The sequence below is a fragment of the Deltaproteobacteria bacterium genome, from assembly GCA_016875225.1.
Taxonomy (GTDB): Bacteria; Myxococcota_A; UBA9160; order SZUA-336; family SZUA-336; genus VGRW01.
The window spans coordinates 50,930-77,629 of the sequence record VGRW01000008.1; the positions used below are offsets into that span (position 1 = coordinate 50,930).

Sequence of the window (26,700 nt, forward strand, 5' to 3'; positions counted from 1 at the left end):
CACTGCGGCGGATCCGGTCGGGTTTTGCTTAACTCCGCGAATGATGGAGTCGTCGCCCGTGCTTCGCTTCGAGAACCTCGAGCAGTACCTGCTGCTGAAGAACGGGAATTTCCTCTACAAGGTGCCCTACCAGGGCGGCTTCGCGGTGCTGAAGGTCTACTACGGAAGCCTGCCGATGTGGCGCTACCGCTGGAAGAGCGCGGGGAACCTGCTGGTCGCCAACCAGACCGCGGTCATGCCCTGGTCGAGGCGCAAGACCGAGCTCGACTGCATCCGGCTCTGGCGCGAGGCTGGATTTCGCGTCTTCAACGTCTACTACGACCGCGTAGAGGGCCTGCCGCCGGACGGCTACGCGCTCTTCGAATGGGTCGACGCGCCGCGCTTCGTCAACTACTTCGCCGACCGGACCATCCCGATCGCGACCCGGCTCGAAACGTGGCGTCGCTTCCTGCCGGTCTGGCACCGGCGCCATCGATTCGCCGTGGAGCGCCGCGAGCCGCGCTTCGTGCACGAGAACGGCGATCTGAAGCACGTGATGATCGTCGGCGACGAGTTCCTGTTCTTCGACTTCGAGACCTGCTTCCGCTCGCGCGATCGCGTGAAGGAGATCGTCGCGCGCGAGATCCTCTGCTACCTGAAGTCGATGGCGCGAACCGTCCACGACGAGTTCGACACGTTTCTCGAGGAGACCGTCGCGCACTATCCGGGCCGCGATCTGCTCACCTACACGCGCGAGTTCGCCTTCGCCGATCCGAATCCGCTGGTGCGCTTCGGCCGCAAGCTCGACCTGGCCTTCCGCGAACGCGCCCAGAAGAGCTCGTCGAAGTACCGCATCGCCGCGCGCCTGGACACCATGCTGGGCCGCGGATGACTTCGGGCGTCGGCATGCCGATCCGCGTCGCCGGTCTCGACGGAACCCTGCTCGCGATCTCCAGAAGAGGCGACGGCCGACACCAGGTGGTTTCGACACAGATTCAAGGCAGACCCGTGATCGTCAAGTTGTACGGGCGCAAGCGGACGCGATTCCCGACGCTGGCGCGCGCGTTCGGCCACCGCTTTCTGGTCGCGAAGACGGGCCTGGCCGCGCGCACGCGGCGCGACACCGACGCCAGGATTCTCGGACTCTGGCGGTGGCATGGTTTCGCCGTTCCCGAGATCCTCGATCTTCCGCTTCCCGAATCGGACGATCGGCCCTATCTCGTCCTGGAGCGGATCGACGGCGAGACGGTTCGCTCGGAGCTTCGCGATGCCCGCTTTTCGATCGAGCGACTCGAAGCGGGGCTTTCCCGCTTCGGCGCCGAGTGGTGCCGCCGACACGCGCTCGCCGAGAGGCTGCGCGAGCCGGGCTTGATCCAGGCGCATCCCGGCTTCGAACATCTGATCGATCGCGCCGGCGAGTGGGTGAGCTTCGACTTCGAGTACGCCTACACCGACCCACGGCGGGTCGAGACGCTGATCGCGGTCGAGATCGCGGGCTTCGTGGCGTCGCTTCAGCGCGCGGCCGGCGCGCGGGCAGGGGCCCTGCTCGGTGTGCTCGTCGCGGCCTACCCGGACCGCGATCGCCTGGCGCGCGTCAGACACTCCGCGCTGGTCGGGCGCTTTCCGGCGGTCGACGCGCTCACCTCGCTGGTTCCCGCACTGCGCTCGCGCGGTCCCCGCAGGATCCGCTCGAGCGTCGGCGCGCTCTCGAGAGCGCTCGCGGGCTAGCGCCCGGAGGCGCAGACCTCAGCGGCCCTGCCACCCGTGCGCGGCGCTGCGCGCGAGTCTGACGCCGGTCGGCCCGGCGAAGGCGGCTCCGTGGCGTCGGTCGCAGCGCGCCAGGTCTCCGTCGAGCGTGTAGACCCCGCCGCGCGTCACCCGGTAGCTCCCGTAATCCGGGTCCGCGAACTTCGAGCCCGGGTAGGGTCGGTACAGATCGGCGACGATCTCCTCGACGTTCCCCGCCATGTCGAGCGCGCCGCAGGGCGAGGCGCCGTCGGGATAGACACCAACGGGTGTCGTGCCCCCGATCCCGCCCTCGCGCGTGTTGCAGCGCGAAGCCGAGAACGCCTCGCCCCACGGGTGTGCGCGCGCGTCGGTGCCCCGCGCGGCCCGCTCCCACTCGGGCTCGGTCGGCACCCGGAAGGTGGTTCCGGTTTGCTCCGAGAGCCATTCCACGTAGAGCAGGATCGCTTGCCACGACACGCCGAACACCGGGTGGTTCGCGCGGCCGCGCGCGGGCACGCCGCTCGGCCAGTGCGCGGGGATCTCGTCGACGCCCGTCTCCGCCAGGAAACGCGCCCACTCCGCTTCGGTCACGGGATGGACGGCGATCTCGAACGCGTCGAGCTCCACCTGGCGGCGCGGCGTCGACTTCTCGAACCACGCCTCCGGAACGTTCCACCTCCGCGCGAGCTCGGCCACCTCGGCAAGGTCGGTGCCCATCCAGAAGCGGCCCGCAGGCACTCGGCACATCCGCGGCCGGAGCGGATCGATCCGCGGATCGCCGATCAGGCCGAGCGCGGTTCCCGCGGAGATTCGCGCCAGCAGGGGCTCTGAAACATCTGCGACGAACGCGAGCAGCGGCTCGAGCAGCCGCTCGCGGGCACTCGGCGCGAGGCGCGCGAGCACGGCTTCGATCTGCGGCAGCCGGTTCGAGAGCAGGCCCGGGTCGATCGCGTCCACGCCGCGCAAAGTCCGCCATCGCCATGTGCCGCGCAAGCGCGCTCGCCTTGACGGGCGCCCGGCGCGATGGCATCGCAGAGCGAAGGGGGGAACGTGCACGAAGCAGGTTCGGGATCGACGGCGCTGCGCCGCGCGGCGCTCCGGCTCCGCAGCGCGCGCTGCCGTGGGACGTCGCGATGGCCGCCGTCTACCTGGCCAGCGAGGCGGGCGTGCGCGTGAACGGCGCCTGTCTCGACGTGCACGGCGTGGGATTCCTCGCGTCATGAAGCGGACGCGGGCCGCGCTTCCCTGGCTGGCCGCCGCAGCGATCCTCGCGATCCTGTTCGCGCGCGTCGATCGCGAGGCGACGCTCGCCGCGCTCGGGGCCGCGAAGCTCGGCGCCTATGCGCCGGTCGCGATCCTGTTCACCGCCGTCTGGCTCGCGCTCGACGCGTTCGTGCTGCGCGGGGTGTTCGCGCGGGTGGGCGCTTCGCTCTCGTTCCGGGAGATGGCGCTGGCGCGCGCCGCGACGTACCCGTGGATGGTCGTCTCGTTCGATCTGGCGAACGTCGCGCTCGTGGCGGGTCTGCGGCGCAGCACCGGCGCAGCGGTGTCGAGCCTCTCCGCGGCCATGCTCGCGCACTACGCCTGCGATCTGGTCGCGCTGGCGACGGTCGCGTCGCTCGGCTCGCTCTCCGCAGGCGGGACCGTCGCGATCCTGCTGCGGCCGATCCTGCTCGGGATCGCGGCCGTCGCGTCCGGGGTCCTGATCGCGGCGCGACTCGGCGTCGCGCGCTTCGGCCGAGGCAAGCTCGCCGCAGCGGTGGCCGGGTTCCGCGCTCGGGACCTGCTGCGAGTGGTCGCGCTTCGCGGTCTGTTCTACGCGAGCTTCGCGCTCTTCGTCTGGCTCACGCTTCCGTGCTTCGCGCTCGAGGTGCCGTTCCTCGACGTGCTCGCGCGAATGCCGCTGGTGCAGAGCGTCGCGGCGCTGCCGATCTCGCCCGCCGGGATCGGCACCGCCCAGGCCGCCATGCTCGCGCTCTTCGCTGGCTTCGGCCCCGCGTCGAGCTGGCTTGCGTACTCGCTCGTCTACGGACTGACTCTGGTGCTGCTGCGGCTGCCGATCGGATTCGCGGTCTGGGGAAGGAACGCGCTCGAGGTGCCGCGTGGCGCGTGAGTCGCGAAGCCGCCGCTGGCTCGTCGCGCCGCTTGCGCTCGTCGCCGGCTGCAGCCTCTCGGTTCCGTTCGCGGACGACCTGCTGTTCAGCCTGGACAAGCAGCAGCTCCCCGTCGCCGAGGACTGCCGCCGCTGTCACTCCGAGGTGGTCGAGGAGTGGTCCGACTCGCCGCACGCGGTCGCCTGGACCTCGAAGCAGTTCGCCGCGCTCACGGCGGATCACTCGGCCGAGGCGTGCGTCGGCTGTCACGCGCCCGCTCCGCTCGGGCCCAAGGGTGAGATCGCGCTTCGCGCGGATCACCGCGAGGAGGGAGTGACCTGCGTGAGCTGTCACCTGATGCCGGACGCGGCCCCGCTCACCATGCGCGGCCCGCACGCGCGAACCTCTCCGGTCGAGGTGCACCCGATCGCGGTCGACGAGCTCTTCGCCAAGCCCGAGCTCTGCGGCACCTGCCACGAGGCGGCGCTCGAGCAGTACCGCGAGTCGCCGGCCAGGCGCGACGGCTCGGAGAAGGAGACCTGTCAGGGCTGCCACATGCCGTCGGTGCACCGCACGATCGAGAGCTACGACGCGTCCCGGCCGTACTCGCGCGTGCTCGTCGCGCTGGGCAGCCCGATCGACGGACGCCGCCATCGCTTCGGCGTTCCGCTCGAGCCCTGGGAGGACATCGAGCTCGTCGCGCGCCGCGAGGGCGAGCGCTGGATCGTCGACGTGAGAAACGGCCTGCCGCACGCGCTTCCGACCGGCAATTTCGGTCCGCGCGAGGTGCGGCTTAGCGCCGGCGACGATGTGATCCGGCTCCGCGCGGCGCTGGACCAGGCGATTCCCGCGGGAGCGGAGCGTCGCTTCGAGCTCCGGGCGGGCCCCGAGAGCGAGGTCGTGCTGGAGCGGCGCGACCCGCGCAGCGGCAGTTACGAGCGGCTGGCCCCGAAGCCGGCGCAGGGGCCGAAGTGACTCCGCGCCGCGTGCCGCGCTTCGGCCGGACCACGCGTTGGTTCCACTGGACCTTCGCGCTCGCGTTCCTCACGCTCGCGTCGAGCGGGGCGCTTCTGCTCGCGCGTGCGGAGCTGGGTCTTTCGGGCGTCTGGATCGCCCGCCTGATCGAGACCCACAAGATCGCGGGCGTGGTGATCCTGACCGCGCCCTGGCTGATCGGTCTGTCCGGCGACCGGCGCGCCTGGCTCGCGGATCTGTCCGAGACCGCGCGGCTCGGGCGCGACGATCTGGTCTGGCTCGTGAAGCAGCCGCTCGCGATGCTGGGCCGCGCCGAGCTCCCCGCGCAGCACAAGCTGAACGCCGGGCAGAAGCTGAACGCGCTCGCGGTCGCCGCGATCTCGGGAGCGATGATCGCGACCGGAATGCACCTGTGGTGGGAGCCCGGCTCCTTCTTCGCGCTGGTCGTGCACGTGAGCGGCTTCCTGGCCTGGATCCCCGCGTTCGCCGTGCACCTGTTCATGGCGCTGATCAATCCGAGCACGCGCCCGGCGCTGCGCGCGATGGTCCGCGGCGACGTCGATCGCGACTGGGCGGCGCACCACCATTCGCGCTGGCTCGATTCGGTCGAGCGCGACGGGCGGGGCGAGCCGTGAGACTCCGACTGGTCCTGCTCGCGGCGATCGTGCTCGTGCCCGCGCTGCTCGCGCTACTGCTCCTGCGCTCGGGCGCGCGAAGCGACGCGGCGCCGGTCGAGAAGCCGGCGCTCGAGTCGGCCCCCGAGCCGGGAATCGTCGCCGCGGCGGACCGTCTTCTCGGCGGCGCGCTCGATCCCGGCCCGCTCTCCGCGGCGCACGCGGATCTAGCAGGTGTGGGGAGCTGTCTCGACTGCCACGGCAGCGCGAGTCACGTGATCGACGCGCGCTGCGTCGCCTGCCACCAGGAGATCGGCGCCCGCGCGCAGCGGAAGCTCGGCTGGCACGCGACGTTCGAGGAGCCGTGCCGGACCTGCCACGCGGAGCACCGCGGCGCGGACGCCGAGCTGATCGATTTCGAGCGCGATTCGTTCCAGCACGACCTGTCGCGTTTTCCGCTTCGCGGCGAGCACCAGACGGCAAAGTGCGAGGACTGCCACCTCGCGCTGCCGGCGTCGGGCCGGGCGGAGAAGGTCTTCCACTACCAAGGCGTGCCGTTCGCGAGCTGCACCGACTGTCACGTCGATCCGCACGCGGGCGGCCCGCGCGCGCCGGAGAACCTGGGGAAGATCCGCCAGGTCGCGCTCGACGAGTCCGCGCCCGCGCTCGCGGCGCGCGATCCCGAGCACCCGCTCGCGGCCCGCGACTGCGCGACCTGCCATCGCGAGTCGGGCTTTCGCGCGGCGCAGCTTCGCCGCGGCAGCTTCGACCACGACGCCGACACGCACTTCTCGCTCCGCGGCGCGCACGCTTCGGTCGCCTGCGACAGCTGTCACACCGAAGAGCGACGCAAACAGGAGCGGAAGTCCGGCACGGCGCCCGGTCGCGCCGCCGATCCCGACTGCGCGACCTGCCACGAGGATCCGCACCGCGGCAAGATGCGCTCCGAGAACGGCTGCCGCTCCTGTCACTCCGAGTCGGGCTGGAGCCAGGACTTCGACCACGCCCGCGACACGCGCTTCGAGCTCGACGACCTGCACGCGAAGCTGGACTGCGGCGCCTGCCACGCGGACCAGAGCTTCCGCGCGCAGGGGCGCGAGTGCAGGGACTGTCACCAGGATGCCGAGCGGCTCCTCGCCGGGCGCTTCGGGGATTCCCCCGTCGAGCCGGACGTGCACGCGGAGGGCGTCGCCTGCGCCGACTGCCATGGACCGACGCGCGCCGCGAACCGCCCGGCCGCGCTCGCGGCTCGCTGCGTCGAGTGCCACACGCCGGAGTTCGCGGACCTGCTCTCGACCTGGACCTCGAAGCTCGACGCGCTCGCGTCGCGATCCTCGCTCGACCCGGAGCTCGCGGAGCGACTCCGCCGCAGCGGTCCGCACAACTTCGCGCTCGCGCGCAAGCTTCTCGGCGAGTCGCCGCGCTAGCCGGACGCCGCGCGAAGCGGGATACTCGCCGCATGAACGAGCCAGGCAAGGGCGCGGGCCTCGTCGTCGCGCGCGTGCTCGTTGGCCTGGCGCTGCTCGTGGCCACGCTCTGGGTGCTGCGGCCGTTCCTCGTGCCGGGAGCCTGGGCGGCCATCACCGCGTACGTGACCTGGCCGGTCTACGCGCGGGCGCGCGCGCTCACCAAGCGCCCGGCGCTCACGGCGGGCTTCTTCACGCTCGTGCTGGCCGCGATCGTCGCGATTCCAGTCGGCTGGCTGCTGGTGGTGCTGGCCACCGAGGCCACGCAGGTGGCGGCGCAGCTTCGCGACTGGGCCGCGCAGGGGGGGCCGTTCCCCGAGTTCGTGACCGCTCGACCCTGGCTCGACTCGCGCCTGCAGGAGCTGCGCGAGAACACGCTCTTCGGCCACGCGGGGCTCGGCGAGTGGATCGGCCGCTACGGCAGCGACCTGTCGTCGCGCGCGGTCACGATCACGGGCGGCATCGCGCGCAACCTGCTCGACTTCCTGATCACGATCGTCGTGCTCTTCGCGCTCTACCTGGACGGCGAGCGCGTCGGCACGCAGGCGCGGCGCCTGGCCGTGCTGCTGATGCCGAGCAACGACCCCGGCCTAGTCGACCACGTGGGCGCGATCGTGCGTGCGGTGGTCTTCGGCCTGCTCGGCACCGCGATCGTGCAAGGGGCGCTCGCGGGGCTCGGCTTCTGGGTGCTGGACGTGCCGTCGGCCGTCTTCCTCGGCTTCGCGACCGTGCTGACGGCGCTGCTGCCGGGCGGCCCGGCCATCATCTGGGGCGCGACCTGCGTCTGGCTCTACTTCGAGGGCCGCGTCGGCGCGACGATCGCGCTCGCCCTCTACGGCGCGCTGATCGTCAGCACCGTCGACAACTTCCTGCGCCCGCTCCTGATCAGCGGCTCGACGCGCATCCCGTTCCTGCTCGTCTTCCTCGGCGTGCTCGGCGGCCTGGCCAGCCTTGGCCTGCTCGGAATGTTCGTCGGCCCCGTCCTCCTCGCCGTCGGCTTCGGCCTGCTCGCCGAGTTCCCGGACCGCGTCGCGCCGCGCGCGGCCGGCGAGTAGCGCGCGCGGCGCGAGCTCACGTCGTCGGAAAGAGCCGGATCTGATCGGGCCCCTGGTAGCGGCCGTCGAGCCAGATGCGCTCGAGGCGGCGCGAGCAGATGCGGAAGCCGTCGCGGGTGCGCACGAGCTCGTCGTCGTAGCGGCTGCCCTCGGTGACCAGGACCTCTTCGCCCGAATCGATCCGCACCTGAACGTGCGTGCCGGTCAGGTAGGAGCTGCAGCGCACGACGTCGCCCGCGAGCTCGACAAGCGGGTTGGTGATCACGTGCTGCGTGGACTTGAAGATCGACATCGCGTGCGCGAGCCAGCCGGCGAGCTCGGGGAAGCGCAGATCGATGCCGCCGGCGACCGCGTAGTGGATCCGCGCGTCGGGCGTGAAGACGCGCTCGAGCGCCTTCCAGTCCTTGGCGTCGATCGCGACTGCGTAGCGGTAGAGGAGCTGCGTGATCTCGATCGTGTCTTCCGCGTCGCCGCGCATCAGATCGCGCGCTCGCGGCCGGCCCAGTAGGGGTCGCGGAGCTTGCGCTTGTAGAGCTTGCCGTTGGGGTCGCGCGGGAGCTCGGCGAGGAAGTCGATCGTCCGGGGCAGCTTGAACTTCGCGAGCTTGTCGGCGCAGAAGGCGAGGATCTCGGCGGCGAGCTGTGGGCCCGGCTCGACGCCGGCGGCGGGCTCGACCACGGCCTTCACCTCCTCGCCCCAGTCGGCGTTGGGGATCCCGAAGACCGCGACGTCGGCGATCTTCGGGTGGCCGAGCAGCACGTTCTCGATCTCGGCCGGGTAGATGTTCGCGCCGCCCGAGATGATCATGTCGATCTTGCGGTCACACAGGAACAGGTAGCCCGCGTCGTTCAGGTAGCCGACGTCGCCGACGGTGAAGTAGTTGCCGATCCGGTTCTTGCGCGTCTTCTCGCTGTCCTTGTGGTACTCGAAGTCGGCCTGCCCCAGGCGCATGTACACCGTGCCCTGCTGGCCGGTGGGGAGCTCCTGCCCCGCGTCGTCGAAGATCTTGATCTCGGCGCCGGGCCAGGCGCGGCCGACCGTGCCCGGGTGCACGCGCCACCCCTGTGGCGTGACGAGCGTGCCGCCGCCCTCGGTGGCCGCGTAGTACTCGAAGATCGAGTCGCCCCACCAGTCCAGCATTCGCCGCTTCACGTCGGGCGGGCAGGGCGCTGCCGCGTGCACCATCGTGCGGGTCGAGCTGCAGTCGTACTTCGCGCGCACCTCCGGCGGCAGCGCGAGCATGCGGTGGAACTGCGTCGGCACCATGTGACTCGTGGTGACTCGGTACTTGTCGATCAGGCGCAGGCAGTCCTCCGGCGTCCACTTGTCCATCAGCACCACCGGGTGACCGAAGTGCATGGACGAGGACGCGAAGACCAGCACCGCCGTGTGGTAGAGCGGCGAGCCGACGATGTGGACGTTTCCGTCCTCGGGCTTGATCCCGAACATCGACAGGAAGCCGGTGAAGAGCGTCGCGATGATGTCGGGATCGAGCGGCGGCAGCGGCCGGCGCACGCCCTTGGGCTTTCCGGTCGTGCCCGAGGTGTAGTTCATCACCGCGCCCGCGGCGCGCTCGGCGGGAAGCGTCTCGGGCTGGCCGGCGACGAGCTCGTCGAAGGGACGGAAGCTCGGGATCGCGCCGATCGCGAATCGCCCCGAAGCGGGGAAGCGGATCTCGTCGGCCGCGGCGCGGCAGGTGTCGGCGATTCGGTCCGATGCGATGAACGCCTTCGCCTCGCTGTCGGCGACGATGTAGGCGATCTCGGCCGGCGCGAGGTGCCAGTTGATCGGCACCAGGTACCAGCCCGACTGCGCGCAGGCGAGGTTCAGCGCGAAGAACTCCGCGCAGTTCGGAAGCGCCACGGCCACCGCGTCGCCCTGTCGCAGACCCAGCGCGCGAAGGCCGTTCGCGATCCGGTTCTGCAGCGCGAACAGCTCGCCGCGAGTGTAGGCACGCTCGTCGGGCGCGATCAACGCGAGCCGCGACGGGTCGCGCTGCGCGTAGCTCCAGAAGCCATGGTCTGCCACGGTATTCGCGCCTCCTAAGGCTTGTGGTCGGCGACGATGTAGGTGCTGAAGTACTGCGAGCCGCCGCCGTAGGCGTGGCCGAGCGCCTTGCGCACGCCGTCGACCTGGTGCTCGCCCGCCTGGCCGCGCACCTGCATCGCGGCCTCGGCGAAGCGGATCAGGCCCGAGGCGCCGATCGGGTTCGAGGACAGCACGCCCCCCGACATGTTCACCGGCAGATCGCCGTCGATCGCGGTCGCGCCCTCGTAGGTCATCTTCCAGCCCTGGCCTTCCTCGGCGAAGCCCATCGACTCCATCCACATCGGCTCGAACCACGAGAACGGCACGTAGATCTCCGCGCAGTCGATCTCGGCGCGCGGGTTGGTGATGCGCGCCTTCTTGTACAGATCGGCGGCGTTCATCCTAGCTGCGAGCGGGTTCACCTGGTCGCGGCCCGCGAACATGGTGGGCTCGGAGCGCATCGCGGTGGCGTGCACCCAGGCGGGCTTTCCCGGCGCCTTCGCCGCCGCGCTCTCGCTCGCGAAGATCATCGCGCATGCGCCGTCCGACGACGGGCAGGTCTCGAGATAGCGGATCGGATCCCAGAGCATCGGCGAGTTCATCACCTGCTCGAACGTGACGCCGGGAATCTTCACGTGCGCGTACGGGTTCTTTAGCGCGTTCTGGCGGTCCTTCACCGCGACGCGGATGCCCGTGTCCTCGGGCGCGCCGGAGCGGCGGATGTAGGCGCGGATCAGCGGCGCGAAGTAGCCGCCCGCGCCCGCCACGACGGCGACGCTGAACGGCGGCGACACGGTGAGCGCCCACATCGCGTTCGACTCCGACTGCTTCTCGAAGCCGACGCAGAGCACGCGCTCGAAGATCCCCGACTCGACCAGCGACGACGCGACGATTCCCGTCGAGCCGCCGACGCTGCCGGCGGTGTGCACGCGGATCATCGGCTTTCCCGCGCCGCCGAGCGCCTCGGCGAGGAACAGCTCCGGCATCATCACGCCCTCGAACATGTCGGGCGCCTTGCCGATCACGACCGCGTCGACGTCGGCGAAGGAGAGGTCCGCGTCCTCGAGCGCGCGAAGCGCGGCCTCGCGCACCAGCCCGGGCATCGACACGTCGATGCGCTTGGCGTCGTACTTGGTCTGGCCGATCCCGATCACGGCGCTGCGGCTGGCCATCAGTCGCCCTCCAGCACGCAGACCAGGTTCTGCTGCAGGCACGGGCCCTGCGTCGCGTGCGCGACCGCGCGATCGCCGCGCCCGGCCGCGATCCGCTGTGCGGCCTCGCCGATCCGGACCAGCCCCGCGGCCATGTACGGGTGAGAGGCGAGCGCGCCCCCCGACGGGTTGATCGCGACGCCCTCGCCGAGCCCCAGCGCCGCGCGCAGGATCAGCTCCTGGTGCGAGTACGGCGCGTGCAGCTCGGCGAAGTCGACCCGGCCCGCGTGCACGCCCGCCTTCGCCGCCGCGATCTCCGTCGACGCCGAGCGCGAGAGGTCGCGAAGCCCGAGCCCCAGCGGCTCGATCCGGTGATCGAAGCCGCGGATCCAGACCGGCCGCGCGCAGAGCTCCCGCGCCTTCTCGCCCGCGACCACGACCATCGCCGACGCCCCGTCGGTGATCGGCGGCAGGTCGTGCGCGCGAAGCGGCGAGCAGACGTACGGCTCGGCGAGAAGCTTCTCGATGTCGACGCTGCCGCTCACCACGGCGTGCGGATTCGCCACCGCGTCACGCCGGCTGCGCGCGACGACGGCCGCCAGGTCGCGTTCGCTCTTGCCAGTGGCTTCGAGAAACGCGCGCGCCTGGATCGCGGCCAGGCTGTGCGCGTCGGGCCAGAGCGGCAGCATCGTGTACGGGTCGAGCTGCAGCGCCAGGATCTCGGCCAGATCCCCCGACGACGACTTGCCGAACGAGTAGACCAGCGCCGAGTCGACGTCGCCGGTCTGGATCTTGATCCACGCCTCGTACAGCGCCCAGGCGCCGTCCATCTCGACGTGCGACTCCTTGATCGGCGGCCAGGCGCCGACCGCGTCGAGCGCGCCGACGAAGGCGAAGCTCTGCCCCTGCAGGTAGTCGCTCGAGCCCGAGCAGGTGAAGCCGATCTCCGCGCGCGGCAGCTTCGCGGCGCGCACGGCCTCCTGCACCACCGGCATCAGGAACTCGACCTCGTTTCGCGTGTCGCGCGGGCTGGTCGACTGCGCGAACGAGACGATCGCCACCTCGCGCATCAGAGGTGTTCCTTGTACGAGTCGTACTCCGCGTCGGGCTCGGCGATCGGCTTGAAGTAGCGGATGCTCGACATGGTCGGGCCGAGCTGATCCCTTGGCACCCAGACCGCTTCGACCCGCATGCCCATGCGCACGTCCTCGAGCGCGCACTCCTGCAGCACGTGCAGCATGGGGATGTCCGCGCCGTCGAGCAGCACCGCCGCGCAGGTGTAGGGCGGGTTGAACGACAGGTTCTCCGACGGCACGCGCACGATGCAGAACGTGGTGACGGTGCCCTTGTTCGAGACCTGCACCTCTTCCTCGGTGCGCACCGCGCAGCGCGGGCAGGCGCCGCGCGGCGGCACGTACACGCGCCGGCACTCGATGCAGCGCTGGCCGAGGATGCGGCCCTCCGCGATGCCGCGCAGGAAGCGGCTCTGCGCGCGCCCGGTGACGTAGTCGTAGTCGAGCGCGACGGGGGCCGAGATGCTCTTCACCAGCTCCACGGCTAGACCTCCGGCTCGAAGCAGGCGATGTCGCCGATCTCGCCGCGCGTCTCGTCGCGCCAGCGCGCGCGCACGCGCATTCCCGTGCGCATGCGCGATTCGGCAAGCGCGTCCACCGCGTGCAGGAGCGGCGTGTCCGCGCCGTCGAGCAGGATCAGCGCGAACGCGAACGGCTGCGCGAGCGGCTGCTTCGCGCGCGGCTTCCCGACCCAGGTCCAGCCTTTGACCGTGCCGCCCGGCCCGACCGGCACGAACTCGTCGCTCGTGGCCTCGCCGGTCTCGGGGTCGTACTCGGCGGGCGGGACCAGCACGCGCCCCGCGCGGGTGCGCACGCCCTCGATCCGCCGCTCGCGCAGGCCCGCGAAGAAGCGGCCCAGCACCGGACCGACCGAGCGGCGGTAGGTGTACTCCACGTGGTGCAGCGCCGTGAGCGGCGCGTCGTCGCGCTTGGGGTCGGCGGCCATCCCTGCGGATTAGAACACGTTCCAAAGAAACGTGTCCACGCACGCAGGCCCCGGGTGACGGTAAGATGCGGGACCACAAGGAGTTCCCGATGAAGCTCGGACTGCAGCTCGGCTACTGGCAGGGACAGCCGCCCACCAACCACGTGGCGCTCGCGCAGGAGGCGGAGCGGCTCGGCTACGACTCGGTCTGGACCGCGGAGGCCTGGGGCTCGGACGCGTTCACGCCGCTGGCCTGGATCGGAGCGCACACCAGCAAGATCAAGCTCGCCACCGGCATCGTGCAGATCTCCGCGCGCACGCCGGCGTCGACCGCCATGCACGCGCTCACGCTCGACCACCTGTCGAAGGGCCGCGTGATCCTGGGGCTCGGCGTCTCGGGCCCGCAGGTGGTCGAGGGCTGGTACGGCCAGCCCTTCGACAAGCCGCTCGCGCGCACCCGCGAGTACGTCTCGATCATCCGCAAGATCCTGCGCCGCGAGGAGCCGGTCTCGAACGCTGGCCCGCACTACCCGCTGCCCTACACCGGCCCGGGCGCGTGGGGGCTGGGCAAGCCGCTGCGCTCGATCGTGCACCCGCTGCGCGCGGACCTGCCGATCTACCTGGGCGCGGAGGGGCCGAAGAACGTCGCGCTGGCCGCGGAGATCTGCGACGGCTGGACGCCGCTCTACTTCTCGCCGTTCCGGCCCGAGGTCTACGCGGAGTCGCTGGCGGGCGCGAAGCCCGGCTTCCAGATCGCGCAGGGCGTGGCGGTGAACATCACGAACGACCTGCAGGCGGGGCTTGCGCCGGTGAAGGCGATGCTCGGCTTCTACATCGGCGGCATGGGCGCCAAGCAGCGCAACTTCCACAAGGAGCTGATGGGCCGGATGGGCTTCGAGGCCGAGGCCGACAAGATCCAGGACCTGTTCTTCGCGGGAAAGCGCGCCGAGGCGATCGCCGCGGTGCCGGACCAGTTCGCGGACGAGGTCTCGCTGGTCGGGCCGATCGAGCGCATTCGCGACCGGCTGCAGGCGTGGAAGAAGACGCCGGTCACCACGCTGCTCGTCGCCGCGGGCGATCCCGCGGTGATGCGCACGATGGCCGAGCTGGTGCTGTAGACGCGGCGTGGAGAAGCTCGTCTACCTGCTCTGGAAGCGCGGGGCCGACGGCATCGAGCCGTTTCGCGAGCGGCTGCTCGAGCGGGCGGCCCCACGTCTTCTGGCCGACGGCGCGCTCTCGCTGGTGGCAAACGTCGCGGACCTGCACGCGCAGATCCCGCCACGCCACCCGCTGGTCGTGGGCGACGGCCGCGAGGTCTCGGCCTGCGTCTCCGTCTGGCTCGAGTCCCAGGACGCGCGCCCGGCGCTCGAGGCGACACTCGCAGGTGTCGCATCCAGGGTGGACGGCTATCTGGTGACGGAGTCGGTGCCGCTGCGCTGCCCGGACCGGACCTGGCCCGACGGCGTGCGCAGCCCCGGCGTCACGCTCTGGACCGCGTTTCCCAAGCCCGAACGGCTGGCCGACGAGGCGTTCTTCGCGCACTGGTACGGCTCGCACACGCCGCTCTCGTTCGAGATCCACCCGCTCTGGCAGTACGTGCGCAACGCGGTCGCGCGGCCGCTCACGCCCGGCGCGAAGCCGTTTCGCGCCATCGTCGAGGAGCGCTTCCGCTCGCTCGAAGAGATCCTCGACTTCAAACGCTTCTTCGGGGGCGACCTGGCGAACATCCGGCGCGTGACCGACGACCTCGCGGCCTTCACCGAGATGGCGACCATGAACACCACGCCGATGAGCGAGTTCATCGTGAGGAGCGAGCCGTGGCTCTAGCCAGCCTCGCGAAGCGCTGGGGGGCGCTGCGGGAACGCCTGCCGCGCGATCTTCTGGCGCGCACGCTCGCCGGGGCGCAGCTGCTGCGGCTGCCCGCGAACGTGCCGCCGTGGACGCAGACGGGAATTCGCGTCGCCAAGGGCGACGAGGTCACGATCCTGGCCGAGGGGCGCGCGATCGTCTCGGTCGAGGCGGGTCTCGCCTCGCGGCCGCGCTACGCGCTCTGGGCGCGGCTCGGCGGACGGGGACCGATCTGGACCGGCACGCGCGACACGCAGAGCTTCCGCTGCGATCGCGACGGCGCGCTCGAGCTCGCGATCTACAACGGCGAGTGGAAGTCGCCCGACGGCGTGCTCGCGACGCCGGTCGAGGCGTACGCGGGTCTCACCGGCGAGATCTTCGCGCTGATCCTGCACTGGCGCGGCGAGGCGCGCGATGGCCTCGCGGCGATCGAGCGCGCCGCGCCCGGCGAGCCGCTGGTCGCCGCGGAGCTGGCGCGGATGGCGAATCCCGCCGTGCGCCCGGCGGGCTGGAACTACCTGTGGTTCCTCGGCCAGAGCGAGACGTTCCGCACGCTGCGCTCGCGCGACGTCGGCCCGAGCATCGGCTGCGTGACCGACGACGACGTCGCGATCCTGCGCCGGCCCGTCTCTCTTCCGCTCGGACCCGACACGGAGATCGCCTGGCGCTGGCGCGTGACGTCGCTTCCGTCGGCGAAGCCCGAGGACCAGCTCCTGTGCCACGACTATCTCTCGGTCGCGGTCGAGTTCGACAACGGCCGCGATCTGTCCTGGTACTGGAGCGCGGCGCTCCCGCCCGAGACGCACTTCGCCTGCCCGATTCCGCAGTGGACCCCGCGCGAGACCCACCTGGTGGTGCGTTCCGGCGCGGACGGGCTCGGCGCCTGGAAGAGCGAGCGGAGAAACGTCTTCGCCGACTGCGCGCGCGCGATGGGCGAGCCGCCCGCGCGGATCGTCGCGGTCTGGCTGATCGCGGTGAGCCTGTTCCAGCACGGCCGCGGCGAGGCGGAGTTCGCCCAGATCGAGCTCTCGTCCGCCGGGGAGCGCGTCGAGGTCGCGGGCCGGTGAGTCGGATCGAGGTTCGCGATTTCGCGAGCGCGGATCTCGCGCCCGCGGCGCAGCTGCTCTCGGATCGCTTCGCGCGCGCGGGCGCGCCGGCGGCCGGCTCCGCCTTCGCGCCGCACGACACGGCCTCGTGTCGCAAGGTGCTCGAGCGCCTCGCGTCCGAGAAGTACGTGCGCGGCGCGATCGCGAGCGCATCCGGCGCGCCGATCGGCTTCCTGTTCGCGCAAGCGAACCTGACCGCGCCGGATTCGGCGCTCTCGTATTTCAGCCCGGCGTTCTCGGTCGGCAGCCCGCTCTCGGGCCACGCGGTGGCCGGGGGTCACGATCCCGGCGTGGTCTACCGCGAGCTCTTCGCGTTCCTTGCGGCCGACTTGGTAAGGGACGGGTTCCTCGACTTCGGTGTGGGCGTGCTCGTGTCCGAGCGCGAGGTCGCGGACGCCTGGTCCGCGCTCGGCTTCGGCCGGCACTTCACGCTCGCGCTTCGCGGCGTCGAGCCTCTGCCAGCGCCTCCGCGCGCGGATCTCGAGATCCGCGAGGCGCAGGAGGGCGATCTTCCCGGCGTCTTCGAGCTGCTCGCCGAGCAGCGGCGCTTCCACGCGCGCGCGCCCATGTTCCTGCCGGATCTGCGCATCCTGCGCGAGCCGCAAGAGGCGATGACGCGCGCGCTTCTCGGCCAGCCGCGCTGCCCGATCTTCGTCGCCTGGCGCGACGGCCGCGCGCTCGGCATGCAGCTCTTCGCGCCGCGCTCGTTCGTGCCCTGGCCGCTCCGCGACGACGCGACCGTCTACCTGTTCCAGGGCGTGGTGCGCGAGAGCGAGCGGGGCGGCGGCGTCGGCGCGGCGCTGCTCGAGAACTCGCTCGCCTGGATGCGCCGAGAAGGCGTGCGCCGCTGCGGGCTGCACTTCCTGGCCGCGAATCCGTCCGGATCGGTGTTCTGGACCCGGCACGGATTCCGGCCGGCCGAGCACACACTGCATCGCACGGTCGACGCGCGAATCGCCTGGAGCGCCCGATGAGCGAACGCGCGACCCACCGCTTCGGAAAATTCGTCGTGCGATTTCGCCACGCGATCGCCGCCGGGCTCGCGCTCGCGACGCTCTTCTTCCTGTACCCGACGGTGAACGCGATTTCGACCGGGCTCGGGCGACCGCTTCCCGGCCCCTCGGTGCGGATCGGCAGCGACGCGCGGGCGCAGCTTCCGGATCACGCCTTCATCCACGCGCAGAACAAGTTCGCGGGGGAGTTCGGAAACTCGACGCTGGTCGCGATCGCGGTGGTGGTGGAGCAGGGCACGATCTGGACGCCGGAGACGCTGGCGAAGATCGACGCGATCACCAAGTCGCTCGACGGCTGGGACTACGACGCGCGCGCGGACGAGCGCAAGCACCTGCGCGCCGAGCTCGAGCGCGAGGGACGGCTCGGCCGCGACGAGATCCGCGCCGAGCTCGACCGGCGCTTCCCGCCCTATCCGGTGAACCACGACCACGTCCGCTCGATCACGCACCTGTCCTCGCGCGTGGTGCAGATGGAGAAGGACGGCACGATCACGGCCGAGCTCCTGATGGAGGATCCGCCCGAGACACAGGCAGAGGCAGACCTGATCCGCCGCCGCGCGCTCGAGCTGATGCCGGACCAGATGCGCCAGATGCTCGTGTCGCGCGACGAGAAGGCGGCGCTGATCACGGCCGGCTTCGTCACGCACCGGCTGAATGGCCTCGAGGTCTACCGCGCGGTCTTCGACCACCTGCGCGCCATGCAGGAGCGGGAGCAGGACGCGCGGCACCGCGTCTACGTGACCGGCGCGCCGCTCGCGGTCGGCCATCTGCTCGCCCACGCCTGGCAGCTCGGGCTCTCGGTGGTGGGCGCGGTGCTGGCGATCTTCGCGCTGCTCTGGGCGTACTTCCGCCGCTGGCACGGCGTGCTGATCCCGATGGTCGCGGCGGGAGTCACGGTGATCTGGGGCACCGGCTTCACCGGCTGGGCGGGGATCGCCTTCGACCCGCTGGTGATCGTGATCCCGATGCTGATCACCGCGCGCGCGGTCTCGCACACGGTGCAGATGGCGGAGCGCTTCTTCGAGGACTACGAGCGTCTCTATCCGGTGTACGGCGACCGCGAGCGCGCCAGGCTCGAGGCGGCCGCGGTCGCGATGGGCGAGCTGGTCGTGCCGGGCACGCTCGGCATCCTCACCGACGTCGCGGGCCTGCTCGTGATCCTGGTGACCACGATCCCGCAGATGCGCGACCTTGGCATCTTCGGCGCGTTCTGGGTCGCATCGATCGTCGCGACGGTGGAGATCCTGCACCCGGTGCTGATCTGCTTCCTGCCCGCGCCGAAGGACTTCCACCACTACTCGCCGGCGCTGATGACCCGCTACGTCGGCTTCGTCGCCGACGTGGTCACGCACCCGCGCGGGCGCTGGGCGGTGACGGCGGCGTTCGCGGCGATCTTCCTCGTCTCGGGCTTCGCGACGCTGCGCTGGTCGACGATCGGCGAGGCTCGGCCCGGCGTGCCGCTGTTCTGGCCGGACCACCCGTTCAACGTCGCGACCGGTGTGATCGGCGAGAAGTTCGGCGGCGCCGACGCGCTGGTGATCTACGCCGAGGGCGACCGCGACGAATCCGCGGGCGAGTCCGAGGTGCTGCGCAAGATGCAGGAGCTCGAGCGCGAGCTGCGCGCGAAGACCGGCGCGGTGGCGGTGATCTCGCCGGTCCCGCTGGTGCGCGCCGCGAACCGCTCGTTCCGCTACGGCGAGCCGAAGCAGGAGATCATTCCCGAGTCGGCGCGCGCGCTGCTGATCTTCCTGCGCTTCAACAGCCCGCCCGGCGCGCTCTCGTCGATCGTCACGAACGACGGGCGCGCCGCGACGCTCACGGCGATCTACCCCGATCACAAGGGCGAGACGATCCGCCGCGCGGTCGAGGTGTCGCAGGATTTCATCGCCAGGAATCCGATGGGCGCGATCTCGATCCGGCTGGCCGAGAACCACGGCACGCCGGAGCAGGCCTGGTGGCGGCCCGAACGCGTGAAGGACTTCGTCTACTACATGCTCGGGCCGCTCCTGCCGGCTCGCGCGCACACGCTGCGCGTGCTGCGCAAAGAAGACGGCGCCTACGTGCCGTTCGAGGTGAAGACCGTCGCGCGCGACGGCGCGCCGGAGTGGCTCGAGGAGTTCCGCGTGGCGGCGCTGGCGAAGTACGCCAAGGAGGCGAGCTCGCGTCGCCCGGGGCGCGTCTTCAACTGGCCCGAGCAGCTCGCGGACTGGCAGGCCTCGGACGTCGACCAATGGTTCGAGAACGACGAGCTGCGCATCCGCGCCGTCGCGGTGAACACGAAGGACCTGCTGGTTCAGGATCAGAAGTCGCAGGGCACGGCGCCGGTCTACCAGCCCACGCAGCAGTGGACGCGCGGCGTGCAGTTCGTGATGGCGGGCGGGCCGCTCGGAATGCTCGCGGCCGTGAACGACGAGGTCGAGCGCGGCCACCTCGCGAACATCTCGCTGATCCTCTTGGTGATCTTCGTGCTGCAAAAGGTGACGTACCGCTCCACGCTCTCGGGCGGGATCATCTTCCTGCAGCTCGCGACCGCGACGCTGCTCTCGCTCGCGTTCATGGCCGTGCGCGGCGTGGGCCTGAACATCAATACGCTTCCGGTGCAGGCGGTCGGCGTCGGGATCGGCGTGGACTACGCGATCTACATCGTCGACCGGATCCGCCAGGAGCTGCCGCGCGCCGCGGACCTGGAAGAGGCGATCCGCGCGGCGGTGCGCACGACCGGAATGGCGGTCACCTTCACGGGCACGACGGTGGTGGGCGGGATCGGCTTCTGGGTTCTCTCGGACCTGCGCTTCCAGGCCGAGATGGCGCAGCTTCTGATCGTGCTGATGGCGATCAACATGTTTGCGGCGGTCACGCTGGTGCCGGCGCTGTATTCGATCCTGCGTCCGGGCGTGCCGCGAGCGCGGCGCGCGCCGGAGGCGAAATTGGAATCGGCCGCACCGGCCGAGGAGGAGGCGGCATGAGGCTCACGGGAAGGATCGCGATCGTGACCGGCGGCGCGCGCGGGATCGGGGCGGGCATCGCCCGCTGCCTGGCGGCCGAAGGAGCGAAGGTCGGAATCGTCGACATCGACGGCGCGGAAGCGGAGAAGACCGCGGCGTCGCTCGGGGTCGCCGCGGTGGGTGTCGCCGCGGATGCCTCGGAGGTGGACGCGATCGCGGCGGCGACCGCGCGCATCCACGCCGAGCTCGGCGGTCTCGACATCTTCGTGAACAACGCGGGCGCGGGCACAGGCGTGATCCGGCCGGAGGAGATCCCGACCGGCCCGGGGCTCGAGAATCTGCCGCAGGTCTCGTGGGACTCGCAGCTCGCGAACAACCTGCGAACCACGTTCGCGGGCTGCCGCGCCGCGATCCCGCGCCTGCGCGCGCGCGGCGGCGGCGCGATCGTGAACATCGCCTCGATCGCGGGTCTGATGCCCTCTCCGCAGCTCGCAGCGTACGGTGCCGCGAAAGCGGGCGTGGTGCACCTGACCAAGTCGCTCGCGCTGGAGCTCGGGCCGTCGAACATCCGCGTGAACGCGATCTGCCCGGGCTTCCTCTGGACGCGCGCCTGGGAGGGCCTGGCGACGATGATGAAGCTCACGCGCGCGGAGCTCAGCGCGATGGAGCCACGCGAGATCTTCCTGGCCATGGTGAAGCAGGCCACGCCGCTCGGCCGCGAGCAGACGCCGGAGGACATCGGCAAGCTGGTCTGCTTCCTCGCCAGCGACGACGCGATCAACATCACCGGGCAGGAGATCAAGGTCGACGGCGGCATCACGCTGCGCACGGGCGCCGGCGTCTAGACGCGCGAGCCCGACAACCCGCACCCCCGGCTGATACGATCGGCGCACGCGCCGAAGGAGACCCCGATGAGCGAGCTGCTCTACGAGAAAGACGGACCGATCGCGACCCTGACCCTGAACCGCCCCGAGCGGATGAACACGATCTCGGGCCCGATGCTCGACGAGCTCTCCGCGCGGCTGCTCGAGGCCAACGCGGACCGCGACGTGCGCGTGATCGTCCTGACCGGCACGGGCCGCGCGTTCTGCGCGGGACTCGACCTGCAGGACGCATCGAGCGGCAAGGGGATCGGCGGCGGCGGAGCGATGGGCTCGACGCTCGACCTGCGCAGCGCCCCGCCCACGGTGCTGCACGAGCTCGACACGCCCGTGATCTGCGCGCTGAACGGGGGCGCGGCGGGCTACGGAATGGACCTGGCGCTGGGCTGCGACATCCGCATCGCGAGCTCGCGCGCGAAGCTCGCCGCCGCGTTCACGCGCCGCGGCGTGCTGCCCGAGTCGGGCGGGACGTGGCTTCTGCCGCGGCTGGTCGGCTGGGCGAAGGCGTCGGAGATCATCTTCACCGGCCGCACGCTCGACGCAGATCAGTGTCTGGCGCTGGGGCTGGTGAACCAGGTCGTGCCCGAGGCGGAGCTCGCGCAGGCCACGCGCGCGCTCGCCAACGAGATCGCCTCGAACGCGCCGCTCGCCGTGCAGTCGGCCAAGCGCATGATGCGGATGGGCCTCTCGGAGCCGTTCGGCGAGCACGTGCACCACGTCTTCCTGCAGCTCCTGCCGCTGTTCCAGAGCCAGGACTTCCGCGAGGGCATGATGAGCTTCCTCGAGAAGCGCGAGCCGAAGTTCCACGGGAAGTAGCCGCGCGCGGATTCCGCATGCCCCTCGACCCGCAAGCCAGGCGCGTGCTCGACGTGCTCACCGCCGTCGCGGCCCCGGACCCGTGGACCGTCGACCCCGCGGCGTTCCGCGCGCAGGTGCGCCAGATGCGCGTCGCCGCGCCGGCGGCGCCGATCGGCGGCGTCGCGGATCGCGAGATCCCCGGGCCCGGCGGGGCCGCGCTTCCGGTTCGGATCTACTCGCCGCTCGATCGCGAGGCCGGCGCGCTTCCCGTGCTGGCGTTCTTCCACGGCGGCGGCTTCGTGATCGGTGATCTCGACTCGCACGACGCGACCTGCCGGTCGCTCGCGAACGCCGCGCGCTGCGCGGTGGTGTCGGTGGACTACCGGCTCGCGCCCGAGGCGAAGTTCCCCGCCGCGGCCGAGGACTGCTTCGCCGCGACCTGCTGGATCGCCGAGAACGCCCGCGCGCTCGGCGTCGACGCAGGGCGCATCGCCGTCGGCGGCGACAGCGCGGGCGGAAACCTCGCGGCGGTGACCGCGCTGCTCGCGCGCGACCGAGGCGGCCCGCGGCTCGCGCACCAGCTGCTCGTCTACCCGGTGATCGACTGCGCCTTCGACACGCGATCCTATCTCGAGAACGCCGAGGGCTACTTCCTGACCCGCGAGATGATGCGCTGGTTCTGGCACCACTACCTGGAGAAGCCCGAGCAGGCGGCCGACCCCTACGCATCGCCGATCCGCGCCGCGACACTCTCGGGTGTCGCGCCCGCGACCGTGATCACCGCCGAGTACGACCCGCTCCGGGACGAGGGCGAGGCCTATGCCGCGCGCCTCGCCGCGGCCGGGGTTCGCGCCTCGCTCACCCGCTACGGCGGCATGATCCACGGCTTCCTCGGCATGGGAAGCGCGATCGATCGGGGCCGCGCAGCTCTGCTGCAAGCCGCAGCCGAGCTGCGCGGCGCCTTCTCGCTCTAGCAGGCCGAGAGCGTCACTCCCGCGGGATCAGCGGCTGCACCACCTCGCAGAAGGCCTCGACGGGCTTCACCAGGATCTCGCCGGGGCCGCGGCTCGCGTGGCGCACGGTGAAGATCGGCTCGGGCTCGGCCGACGCCGCGAAGTTCGCGGGAATCCGGTCCGAGAACGGAATTTCCGGCGTGAACAGGATCGCGGTCACCTGTGTGGGCGAGAGCAGCGCGGTGAGGCGCACCTGGTCCACGCCGTTCAGCCAGTAGCAGTCGACCGTGCGCCCGCGGACGTCGCCACCGGGGCTCTTCACCAGCTCGATGATCTGCATCACGCCCAGCCGCACGATGATGTCGACGGGCTGCTGCTTCGGCCACCAGCTCTGGTAGGGATCGAACCAGTGCCGGCCGATGTGCGCGCGCTCTTCGGCGTCGAGCGGCATCATGTCCGCGGCGACGTCGAGGACCTTCTCGCGCCAGGTCCCGTCGGCATTCTTCGCCTTGAAGCGGTCGTAGAATTTCTCGCGCGTGGCGGCGGTGTTCAGCACCAGGTCGAGCTTGCGCATGAAGCTCCCCTTCGAGACGTTGCCGACGGTCGGTCCAGGCATCTTCGGGCTCTCCTATCTAGGGTGGTAGGGATTCGGCCAACCCCCGGGCCTGTCTGGCCAGGGGGTGGAGCTCGCGGTCGCTCGCGATGGCCAGCGCTTCGCGAAGGTCTTCTCTCGCGCTCGCGGCGTCGCCGTCCGTTCCGCGACTGGCGCGAAGTCGCGCGCGTTCGAACAGGGCGAGCGCGAGCTCGACGGGCGCGGGGCCGGAACGCGACGCGGCGATCGAGCGCCCGTAGGCGAGCTCGGCCTCGTCGCTGCGCCCGGCCGCGGCCGCGCAGCCGGCGAGCAGCCTCGGGATCGACTGCACCCAGCCGGCCGTGAGAGCGACGCCGTTCGCCTCGGCGCGCTCGAGCGGCCGCTCGCACCCGGCGCTGAGCTCGGGCAGCCCGGCGCGGAGCGCGGCCTCGGTGAGCGCGCAGAGCGGAGCGAGCACGTGGATGTCGCCGCCCGCCGCGAGAACCAGCTTCAGAAGATTTCCCAGCCGCGGCCGATCGACCGACGCGGGGTCGCGAAGCGCGGCGATCAGCTCCCGGTACGCGGCGGCCACGACCTGCATCAGGGGCGCGGGCGCGTCGAAGATCGCGCCCGGCGTGACCAGCGCGGCGACGGCCAGCTCGGCCTCGTCGAAGGCGCCGCGCTGCGCAGCGGCGCACGCGCGCGCGCCGACGATCAGCGGCCCCCCCCCACGGATAGCGCGAGCGCTGCGTCGCGAGCAGCGCCGCGCGCGAGGTGCTCTCGAGCGCCGCGAAGTCCCCTCGCGCGAGGTTCAGGCAGGCCTGCTGCGAGAGCACCAGCGACAGGTCCATCAGGCTCTGCGCCCCGCGCGCGAGCCGCTCGGCCTCGTTTGCCGTCTCGGCCGCCTCGTCGACCCGCCCCAGGTGGAGCAGGCCCAGGGGAATTCGCGTGCAGGCGGCGCTGGCCAGCCACGTGTCGCGCGCGCGCCGGCCGCGGGCCAGCTCGTCGCGCCAGCCCTCGATCGCGTCGCGAACCTTCATCAGCGAGAAGCGCGCCAGCGCGAGCCCCATCGCCGCCTGGCGGCAGACCGCGTCGTCGTCGATCCGGGGCCCCATTCCGAGCGCGCGCTCTGCGTAGGCCTCGGCGCGCGCGGTGTCGCCGGCGGTCCAGCAGGCCTCGGACAGCGTCTCGAGGATCAGCGCGCCCAGCGCCGGCTGCGCGTCCGAGAGCTTCATGGCCAGCTCCATCAGCGCGCTCCGGTCGATCGGCTGCCCGTACGCCGCGCCGGCGCTGGTGATCTCGTCGCGGAGCAGGAGCATGCCCACGCGCGCGCGCCCGGCGTCGTCGCCGATCCGCGCGAAGAGCTCGGCGGACCTTTCGTAGTGCCGGCGGCAGGACTCGCGGTTGGCGTCGCGGTTTGCGGCGATTCCGGCTCGGAAGTGCAGCTCCGCGAGCTCCGCTGGAGTCTGCACGTCCGTCGCCCGGGTCGCGGCCTCGTAGAAGCGCGCGGCGTCGTGCCAGGCGCAGATCGCGAAGGCCTGATCCGCGGCGCGGCGCGCGTAGTCGAGCAGGCGCTTCTGATCGACGCGGTCGCCGGCCAGGACCAGGTGGTGCGCGATCTCGAGCGCGTGCTCCCCGGTCGCGCTCGCGTACAGATCCTCGAGCACGTCCGCGAGCTCGCCGTGGATCTCGGCGCGCTCCGCCGCGGGCGTGGCGTCCAGCAGGACCTCGCGCACGAGCGGGTGCGCGAAGCGGTAGCTGCGGCGCTCGCCGGCGAGCAGTCCCGCTGCGACGGCTTCGGCCACCGAGGCCGCGATCGCGCCGTCGCTCATGCGACATGCGGCGCCCAGGGCGAGCAGGCCGAAGCGGTCGCCGATCAGCGCGGCGACGGTGAGGACCGACCGGGTTCGCACCCGCAGCCGGTCGATCCGCGAGCCGAGCGCGGCGCCGAGCCTCGCGGGCACGGGAACCGTCGCTCGGGCCGCGCTCGCGCCGCCGCCTCGCCTGGCCGCGCGAGGCCTGCGGGGCCGCGGCGCGCCGTCGCGGATGAACTCGCGCACGAAGAGCGGATTCCCGCGCGTGGCCGTGGTGATCCGCCGGGCGGCCCTCGCAGGCAGAGCCGCGACGCCCAGACTCCCGGCCAGCTCGCGGACGTCGACGGCGTCGAGTCCCGAGAGGTCTCGCCGGTCGCAGATCGACTCGCGCTCCAGGTCCTCGACGGCTCGCGCGAGCCGGTCGTCCGATGCGGGAGGGCGCAGGGTCGCGACCACCAGGAGCGGAAGCGTGCCCTCGCTTCTGGAATCGGACATCGCGCCGACGAAGTGGCGCAGCAGGTCGAGCGACGCGGAGTCCGCGCAGTGCAGATCCTCGATCACCAGCGCGATCCGGCGCCGCAGCGCCAGCTTCTCGAAGACGCGGTAGATGGAGGAGAACAGCTCCGCGCGCTTGCGCTCGCCGCTCGCAATCTCCGTGTTCGGCAGCGGGCCGGCCATGCCGGCTTCGGGCTGCAGGAGCTGGCGAATCACGCCCGGCTCGTCGCCGAGCAGGGAGTCCAGGCTCTCGTCGTTCTGCAGCAGCCACTGCCGGAGCGCCTCGACGAAGGGCAGATAGGGCAGCGAAGCTTGAACCTGGCAGTGGCCGGTGACGACCTCGAAGTCCTCGCACTCCGGCTCGCGCTGGAGCTGCTCGACCAGGCTCGACTTGCCGATTCCCGCCTCGCCGACCACGAGCACGACGCGCGGTCGGCCCGCCGCGGCATCCGCGAGGCGCTCCATCAGCCAGGCGAGCTCGTGAGCGCGGCCGACGAAAACTGGGGGCTCGGGGTGATCGGGCACGCGGGGATGCACGAGCCCTCGCGGCGCGGTCGGATCCGGCGCGCGATCGCGCACCTGCGCGGCGAAGCGGTAGCCGCGGCGCCGCAGGGTCTTCACCACCTGCTGGCGGAGGCCGTTGTCGCCGATCGCGCGGCGCAGGTCCTTCAGGGCGCTGGCCAGCGCGGTCTCGCTCACGAACACGTCCGGCCAGAGCTGCTGCAGAAGCTCCCGCTTGGGAATTGCGCGGGTCCTGTGCTGCGCCAGGTAGATCAGCAGCGCGAGCGGCTTCGGCCGCAGGTCGACGAACTCTCCGGCGCGCCGCAGCACGCCTCGCTCGCAGTCGAGCAGGAACTCCCCGAAGGAGATGAAGCGACTGGACCCCTTCAAACCCCCCGCTCCGGCCGCGGAGCCGCCGCCCGACGAGTCGATCGACCGCCCCGCTCGGGCGATCTTCGCACGAGGCAACCGGTTCTGCCGACTGGAAACCGCTGCGCCGCGAGAGATTGCAGCCACTGCTCGCAACGGTAGCGAAGCGTCCAGCGCCTAACTTGGCGGTAACTAGCCCGCATTTCTCACCACGGTGATCCGTAGGTGGTCGCGGTGCGCTGCGAGGGCGTCGGCGGTGGTGGCTCGGCGGCCGAGGGCCAGCGGCGGCCTTCGAGGGGATGGCGGGCCGTTCGCCGGC

The 26,700-nt window shown here is 71.5% G+C and carries 22 protein-coding genes and 1 pseudogene; 15 read left to right on the top strand and 8 right to left on the bottom strand.

Features of this window, described 5'->3' with window-relative positions:
* The first annotated feature begins 40 nt into the window (after positions 1-40).
* Entirely contained in the window at positions 41-871 is an 831-nt protein-coding gene (locus tag FJ108_03920; protein MBM4335046.1) for a hypothetical protein, read from the top strand.
* On the top strand, positions 868-1,707 hold the full coding sequence (locus FJ108_03925; protein MBM4335047.1) for a hypothetical protein: 840 nt from the start codon (positions 868-870) through the stop codon (positions 1,705-1,707). The genes FJ108_03920 and FJ108_03925 overlap by 4 nt, the downstream gene beginning before the upstream one ends.
* 18 nt (positions 1,708-1,725) lie before the next feature.
* On the opposite strand, the gene FJ108_03930 is transcribed toward FJ108_03925, so the two are convergent.
* A complete protein-coding gene (locus FJ108_03930; GenBank protein MBM4335048.1) occupies positions 1,726-2,928 on the bottom strand; it encodes a formylglycine-generating enzyme family protein in 1,203 nt (400 codons plus the stop codon).
* Between FJ108_03930 and FJ108_03935 the strand changes: the two genes are divergently transcribed.
* From FJ108_03935 to FJ108_03955, 5 genes are read left to right on the top strand one after another with little or no spacing between them, the layout of a single operon-like run.
* Positions 2,927-3,820 (top strand): hypothetical protein, encoded by an 894-nt coding sequence (locus FJ108_03935; GenBank protein ID MBM4335049.1) that lies wholly within the window; start codon positions 2,927-2,929, stop codon positions 3,818-3,820. The genes FJ108_03930 and FJ108_03935 overlap by 2 nt on opposite strands.
* Positions 3,810-4,775, top strand: coding sequence for a hypothetical protein (locus FJ108_03940; protein ID MBM4335050.1), 966 nt, complete (start codon positions 3,810-3,812; stop codon positions 4,773-4,775). The genes FJ108_03935 and FJ108_03940 overlap by 11 nt, the downstream gene beginning before the upstream one ends.
* Positions 4,772-5,410, top strand: coding sequence for a hypothetical protein (locus tag FJ108_03945; GenBank protein ID MBM4335051.1), 639 nt, complete (start codon positions 4,772-4,774; stop codon positions 5,408-5,410). Before FJ108_03940 ends, FJ108_03945 begins: the two co-directional genes overlap by 4 nt.
* Positions 5,191-6,816, top strand: coding sequence for a hypothetical protein (locus tag FJ108_03950; protein MBM4335052.1), 1,626 nt, complete (start codon positions 5,191-5,193; stop codon positions 6,814-6,816). The genes FJ108_03945 and FJ108_03950 overlap by 220 nt, the downstream gene beginning before the upstream one ends.
* A 32-nt stretch (positions 6,817-6,848) precedes the next feature.
* A complete protein-coding gene (locus tag FJ108_03955) occupies positions 6,849-7,910 on the top strand; it encodes an AI-2E family transporter (GenBank protein ID MBM4335053.1) in 1,062 nt (353 codons plus the stop codon).
* A gap of 16 nt (positions 7,911-7,926) precedes the next feature.
* On the opposite strand, the gene FJ108_03960 is transcribed toward FJ108_03955, so the two are convergent.
* The 5 genes and pseudogenes from FJ108_03960 to FJ108_03980 all read right to left on the bottom strand — a co-directional run bounded on the left by FJ108_03960 (position 7,927) and on the right by FJ108_03980 (position 13,108).
* A complete protein-coding gene (locus FJ108_03960) occupies positions 7,927-8,388 on the bottom strand; it encodes a nuclear transport factor 2 family protein (protein MBM4335054.1) in 462 nt (153 codons plus the stop codon).
* Positions 8,388-9,938, bottom strand: a complete 1,551-nt coding sequence (locus FJ108_03965; GenBank protein ID MBM4335055.1) for an acyl-CoA synthetase — start codon at positions 9,936-9,938, stop codon at positions 8,388-8,390. The genes FJ108_03960 and FJ108_03965 overlap by 1 nt, the downstream gene beginning before the upstream one ends.
* A 14-nt stretch (positions 9,939-9,952) precedes the next feature.
* Positions 9,953-11,110 carry a thiolase domain-containing protein gene (locus FJ108_03970; protein MBM4335056.1) on the bottom strand — a complete coding sequence of 386 codons (1,158 nt, stop codon included), beginning with the start codon at positions 11,108-11,110 and terminating at the stop codon, positions 9,953-9,955.
* Positions 11,110-12,162 carry a lipid-transfer protein gene (locus FJ108_03975; GenBank protein MBM4335057.1) on the bottom strand — a complete coding sequence of 351 codons (1,053 nt, stop codon included), beginning with the start codon at positions 12,160-12,162 and terminating at the stop codon, positions 11,110-11,112. Before FJ108_03975 ends, FJ108_03970 begins: the two co-directional genes overlap by 1 nt.
* Positions 12,159-13,108: pseudogene (locus FJ108_03980) on the bottom strand (DNA-binding protein). Before FJ108_03980 ends, FJ108_03975 begins: the two are co-directional and overlap by 4 nt.
* A gap of 89 nt (positions 13,109-13,197) precedes the next feature.
* Here FJ108_03980 and FJ108_03985 point away from each other — a divergent pair.
* The 8 genes from FJ108_03985 to FJ108_04020 all read left to right on the top strand — a co-directional run bounded on the left by FJ108_03985 (position 13,198) and on the right by FJ108_04020 (position 22,652).
* Positions 13,198-14,205 carry an LLM class F420-dependent oxidoreductase gene (locus FJ108_03985; protein MBM4335058.1) on the top strand — a complete coding sequence of 336 codons (1,008 nt, stop codon included), beginning with the start codon at positions 13,198-13,200 and terminating at the stop codon, positions 14,203-14,205.
* 7 nt (positions 14,206-14,212) lie between these two features.
* Positions 14,213-14,914, top strand: a complete 702-nt coding sequence (locus FJ108_03990; protein MBM4335059.1) for a hypothetical protein — start codon at positions 14,213-14,215, stop codon at positions 14,912-14,914.
* A complete protein-coding gene (locus FJ108_03995) occupies positions 14,905-16,002 on the top strand; it encodes a DUF3047 domain-containing protein (protein ID MBM4335060.1) in 1,098 nt (365 codons plus the stop codon). Before FJ108_03990 ends, FJ108_03995 begins: the two co-directional genes overlap by 10 nt.
* Positions 15,999-17,015: a GNAT family N-acetyltransferase gene (locus FJ108_04000; protein ID MBM4335061.1), complete on the top strand. Its 1,017-nt coding sequence runs from the start codon at positions 15,999-16,001 to the stop codon at positions 17,013-17,015. The genes FJ108_03995 and FJ108_04000 overlap by 4 nt, the downstream gene beginning before the upstream one ends.
* Entirely contained in the window at positions 17,012-20,020 is a 3,009-nt protein-coding gene (locus FJ108_04005; GenBank protein MBM4335062.1) for a hypothetical protein, read from the top strand. The genes FJ108_04000 and FJ108_04005 overlap by 4 nt, the downstream gene beginning before the upstream one ends.
* Positions 20,017-20,844 carry an SDR family oxidoreductase gene (locus FJ108_04010; GenBank protein MBM4335063.1) on the top strand — a complete coding sequence of 276 codons (828 nt, stop codon included), beginning with the start codon at positions 20,017-20,019 and terminating at the stop codon, positions 20,842-20,844. The genes FJ108_04005 and FJ108_04010 overlap by 4 nt, the downstream gene beginning before the upstream one ends.
* Before the next feature lie 66 nt (positions 20,845-20,910).
* Entirely contained in the window at positions 20,911-21,696 is a 786-nt protein-coding gene (locus tag FJ108_04015) for an enoyl-CoA hydratase/isomerase family protein (protein MBM4335064.1), read from the top strand.
* Between the two features lie 17 nt (positions 21,697-21,713).
* The gene (locus FJ108_04020) at positions 21,714-22,652 is read left to right on the top strand and encodes an alpha/beta hydrolase (protein MBM4335065.1); all 939 of its coding nucleotides are present in this window, start codon (positions 21,714-21,716) and stop codon (positions 22,650-22,652) included.
* A gap of 13 nt (positions 22,653-22,665) precedes the next feature.
* Here FJ108_04020 and FJ108_04025 read toward each other — a convergent pair whose 3' ends face one another.
* Both FJ108_04025 and FJ108_04030 read right to left on the bottom strand, forming a co-directional pair.
* A complete protein-coding gene (locus tag FJ108_04025) occupies positions 22,666-23,247 on the bottom strand; it encodes a hypothetical protein (protein ID MBM4335066.1) in 582 nt (193 codons plus the stop codon).
* Entirely contained in the window at positions 23,181-26,402 is a 3,222-nt protein-coding gene (locus tag FJ108_04030) for a hypothetical protein (GenBank protein MBM4335067.1), read from the bottom strand. Before FJ108_04030 ends, FJ108_04025 begins: the two co-directional genes overlap by 67 nt.
* Between the last annotated feature and the right edge of the window lie 298 nt (positions 26,403-26,700).

Coding starts and splice junctions, on each gene's coding strand:
- FJ108_04015 (MBM4335064.1), top strand. CDS start 20,911: ATGAGCGAGCTGCTCTACGAGAAAGACGGACCGATCGCGACCCTGACC.
- FJ108_03960 (MBM4335054.1), bottom strand. CDS start 8,388: ATGCGCGGCGACGCGGAAGACACGATCGAGATCACGCAGCTCCTCTAC.
- FJ108_03930 (MBM4335048.1), bottom strand. CDS start 2,928: ATGACGCGAGGAATCCCACGCCGTGCACGTCGAGACAGGCGCCGTTCA.
- FJ108_03955 (MBM4335053.1), top strand. CDS start 6,849: ATGAACGAGCCAGGCAAGGGCGCGGGCCTCGTCGTCGCGCGCGTGCTC.
- FJ108_04025 (MBM4335066.1), bottom strand. CDS start 23,247: ATGCCTGGACCGACCGTCGGCAACGTCTCGAAGGGGAGCTTCATGCGC.
- FJ108_04005 (MBM4335062.1), top strand. CDS start 17,012: ATGAGCGAACGCGCGACCCACCGCTTCGGAAAATTCGTCGTGCGATTT.
- FJ108_03985 (MBM4335058.1), top strand. CDS start 13,198: ATGAAGCTCGGACTGCAGCTCGGCTACTGGCAGGGACAGCCGCCCACC.
- FJ108_03920 (MBM4335046.1), top strand. CDS start 41: ATGATGGAGTCGTCGCCCGTGCTTCGCTTCGAGAACCTCGAGCAGTAC.
- FJ108_03935 (MBM4335049.1), top strand. CDS start 2,927: ATGAAGCGGACGCGGGCCGCGCTTCCCTGGCTGGCCGCCGCAGCGATC.
- FJ108_04020 (MBM4335065.1), top strand. CDS start 21,714: ATGCCCCTCGACCCGCAAGCCAGGCGCGTGCTCGACGTGCTCACCGCC.
- FJ108_03925 (MBM4335047.1), top strand. CDS start 868: ATGACTTCGGGCGTCGGCATGCCGATCCGCGTCGCCGGTCTCGACGGA.
- FJ108_03970 (MBM4335056.1), bottom strand. CDS start 11,110: ATGGCCAGCCGCAGCGCCGTGATCGGGATCGGCCAGACCAAGTACGAC.
- FJ108_04010 (MBM4335063.1), top strand. CDS start 20,017: ATGAGGCTCACGGGAAGGATCGCGATCGTGACCGGCGGCGCGCGCGGG.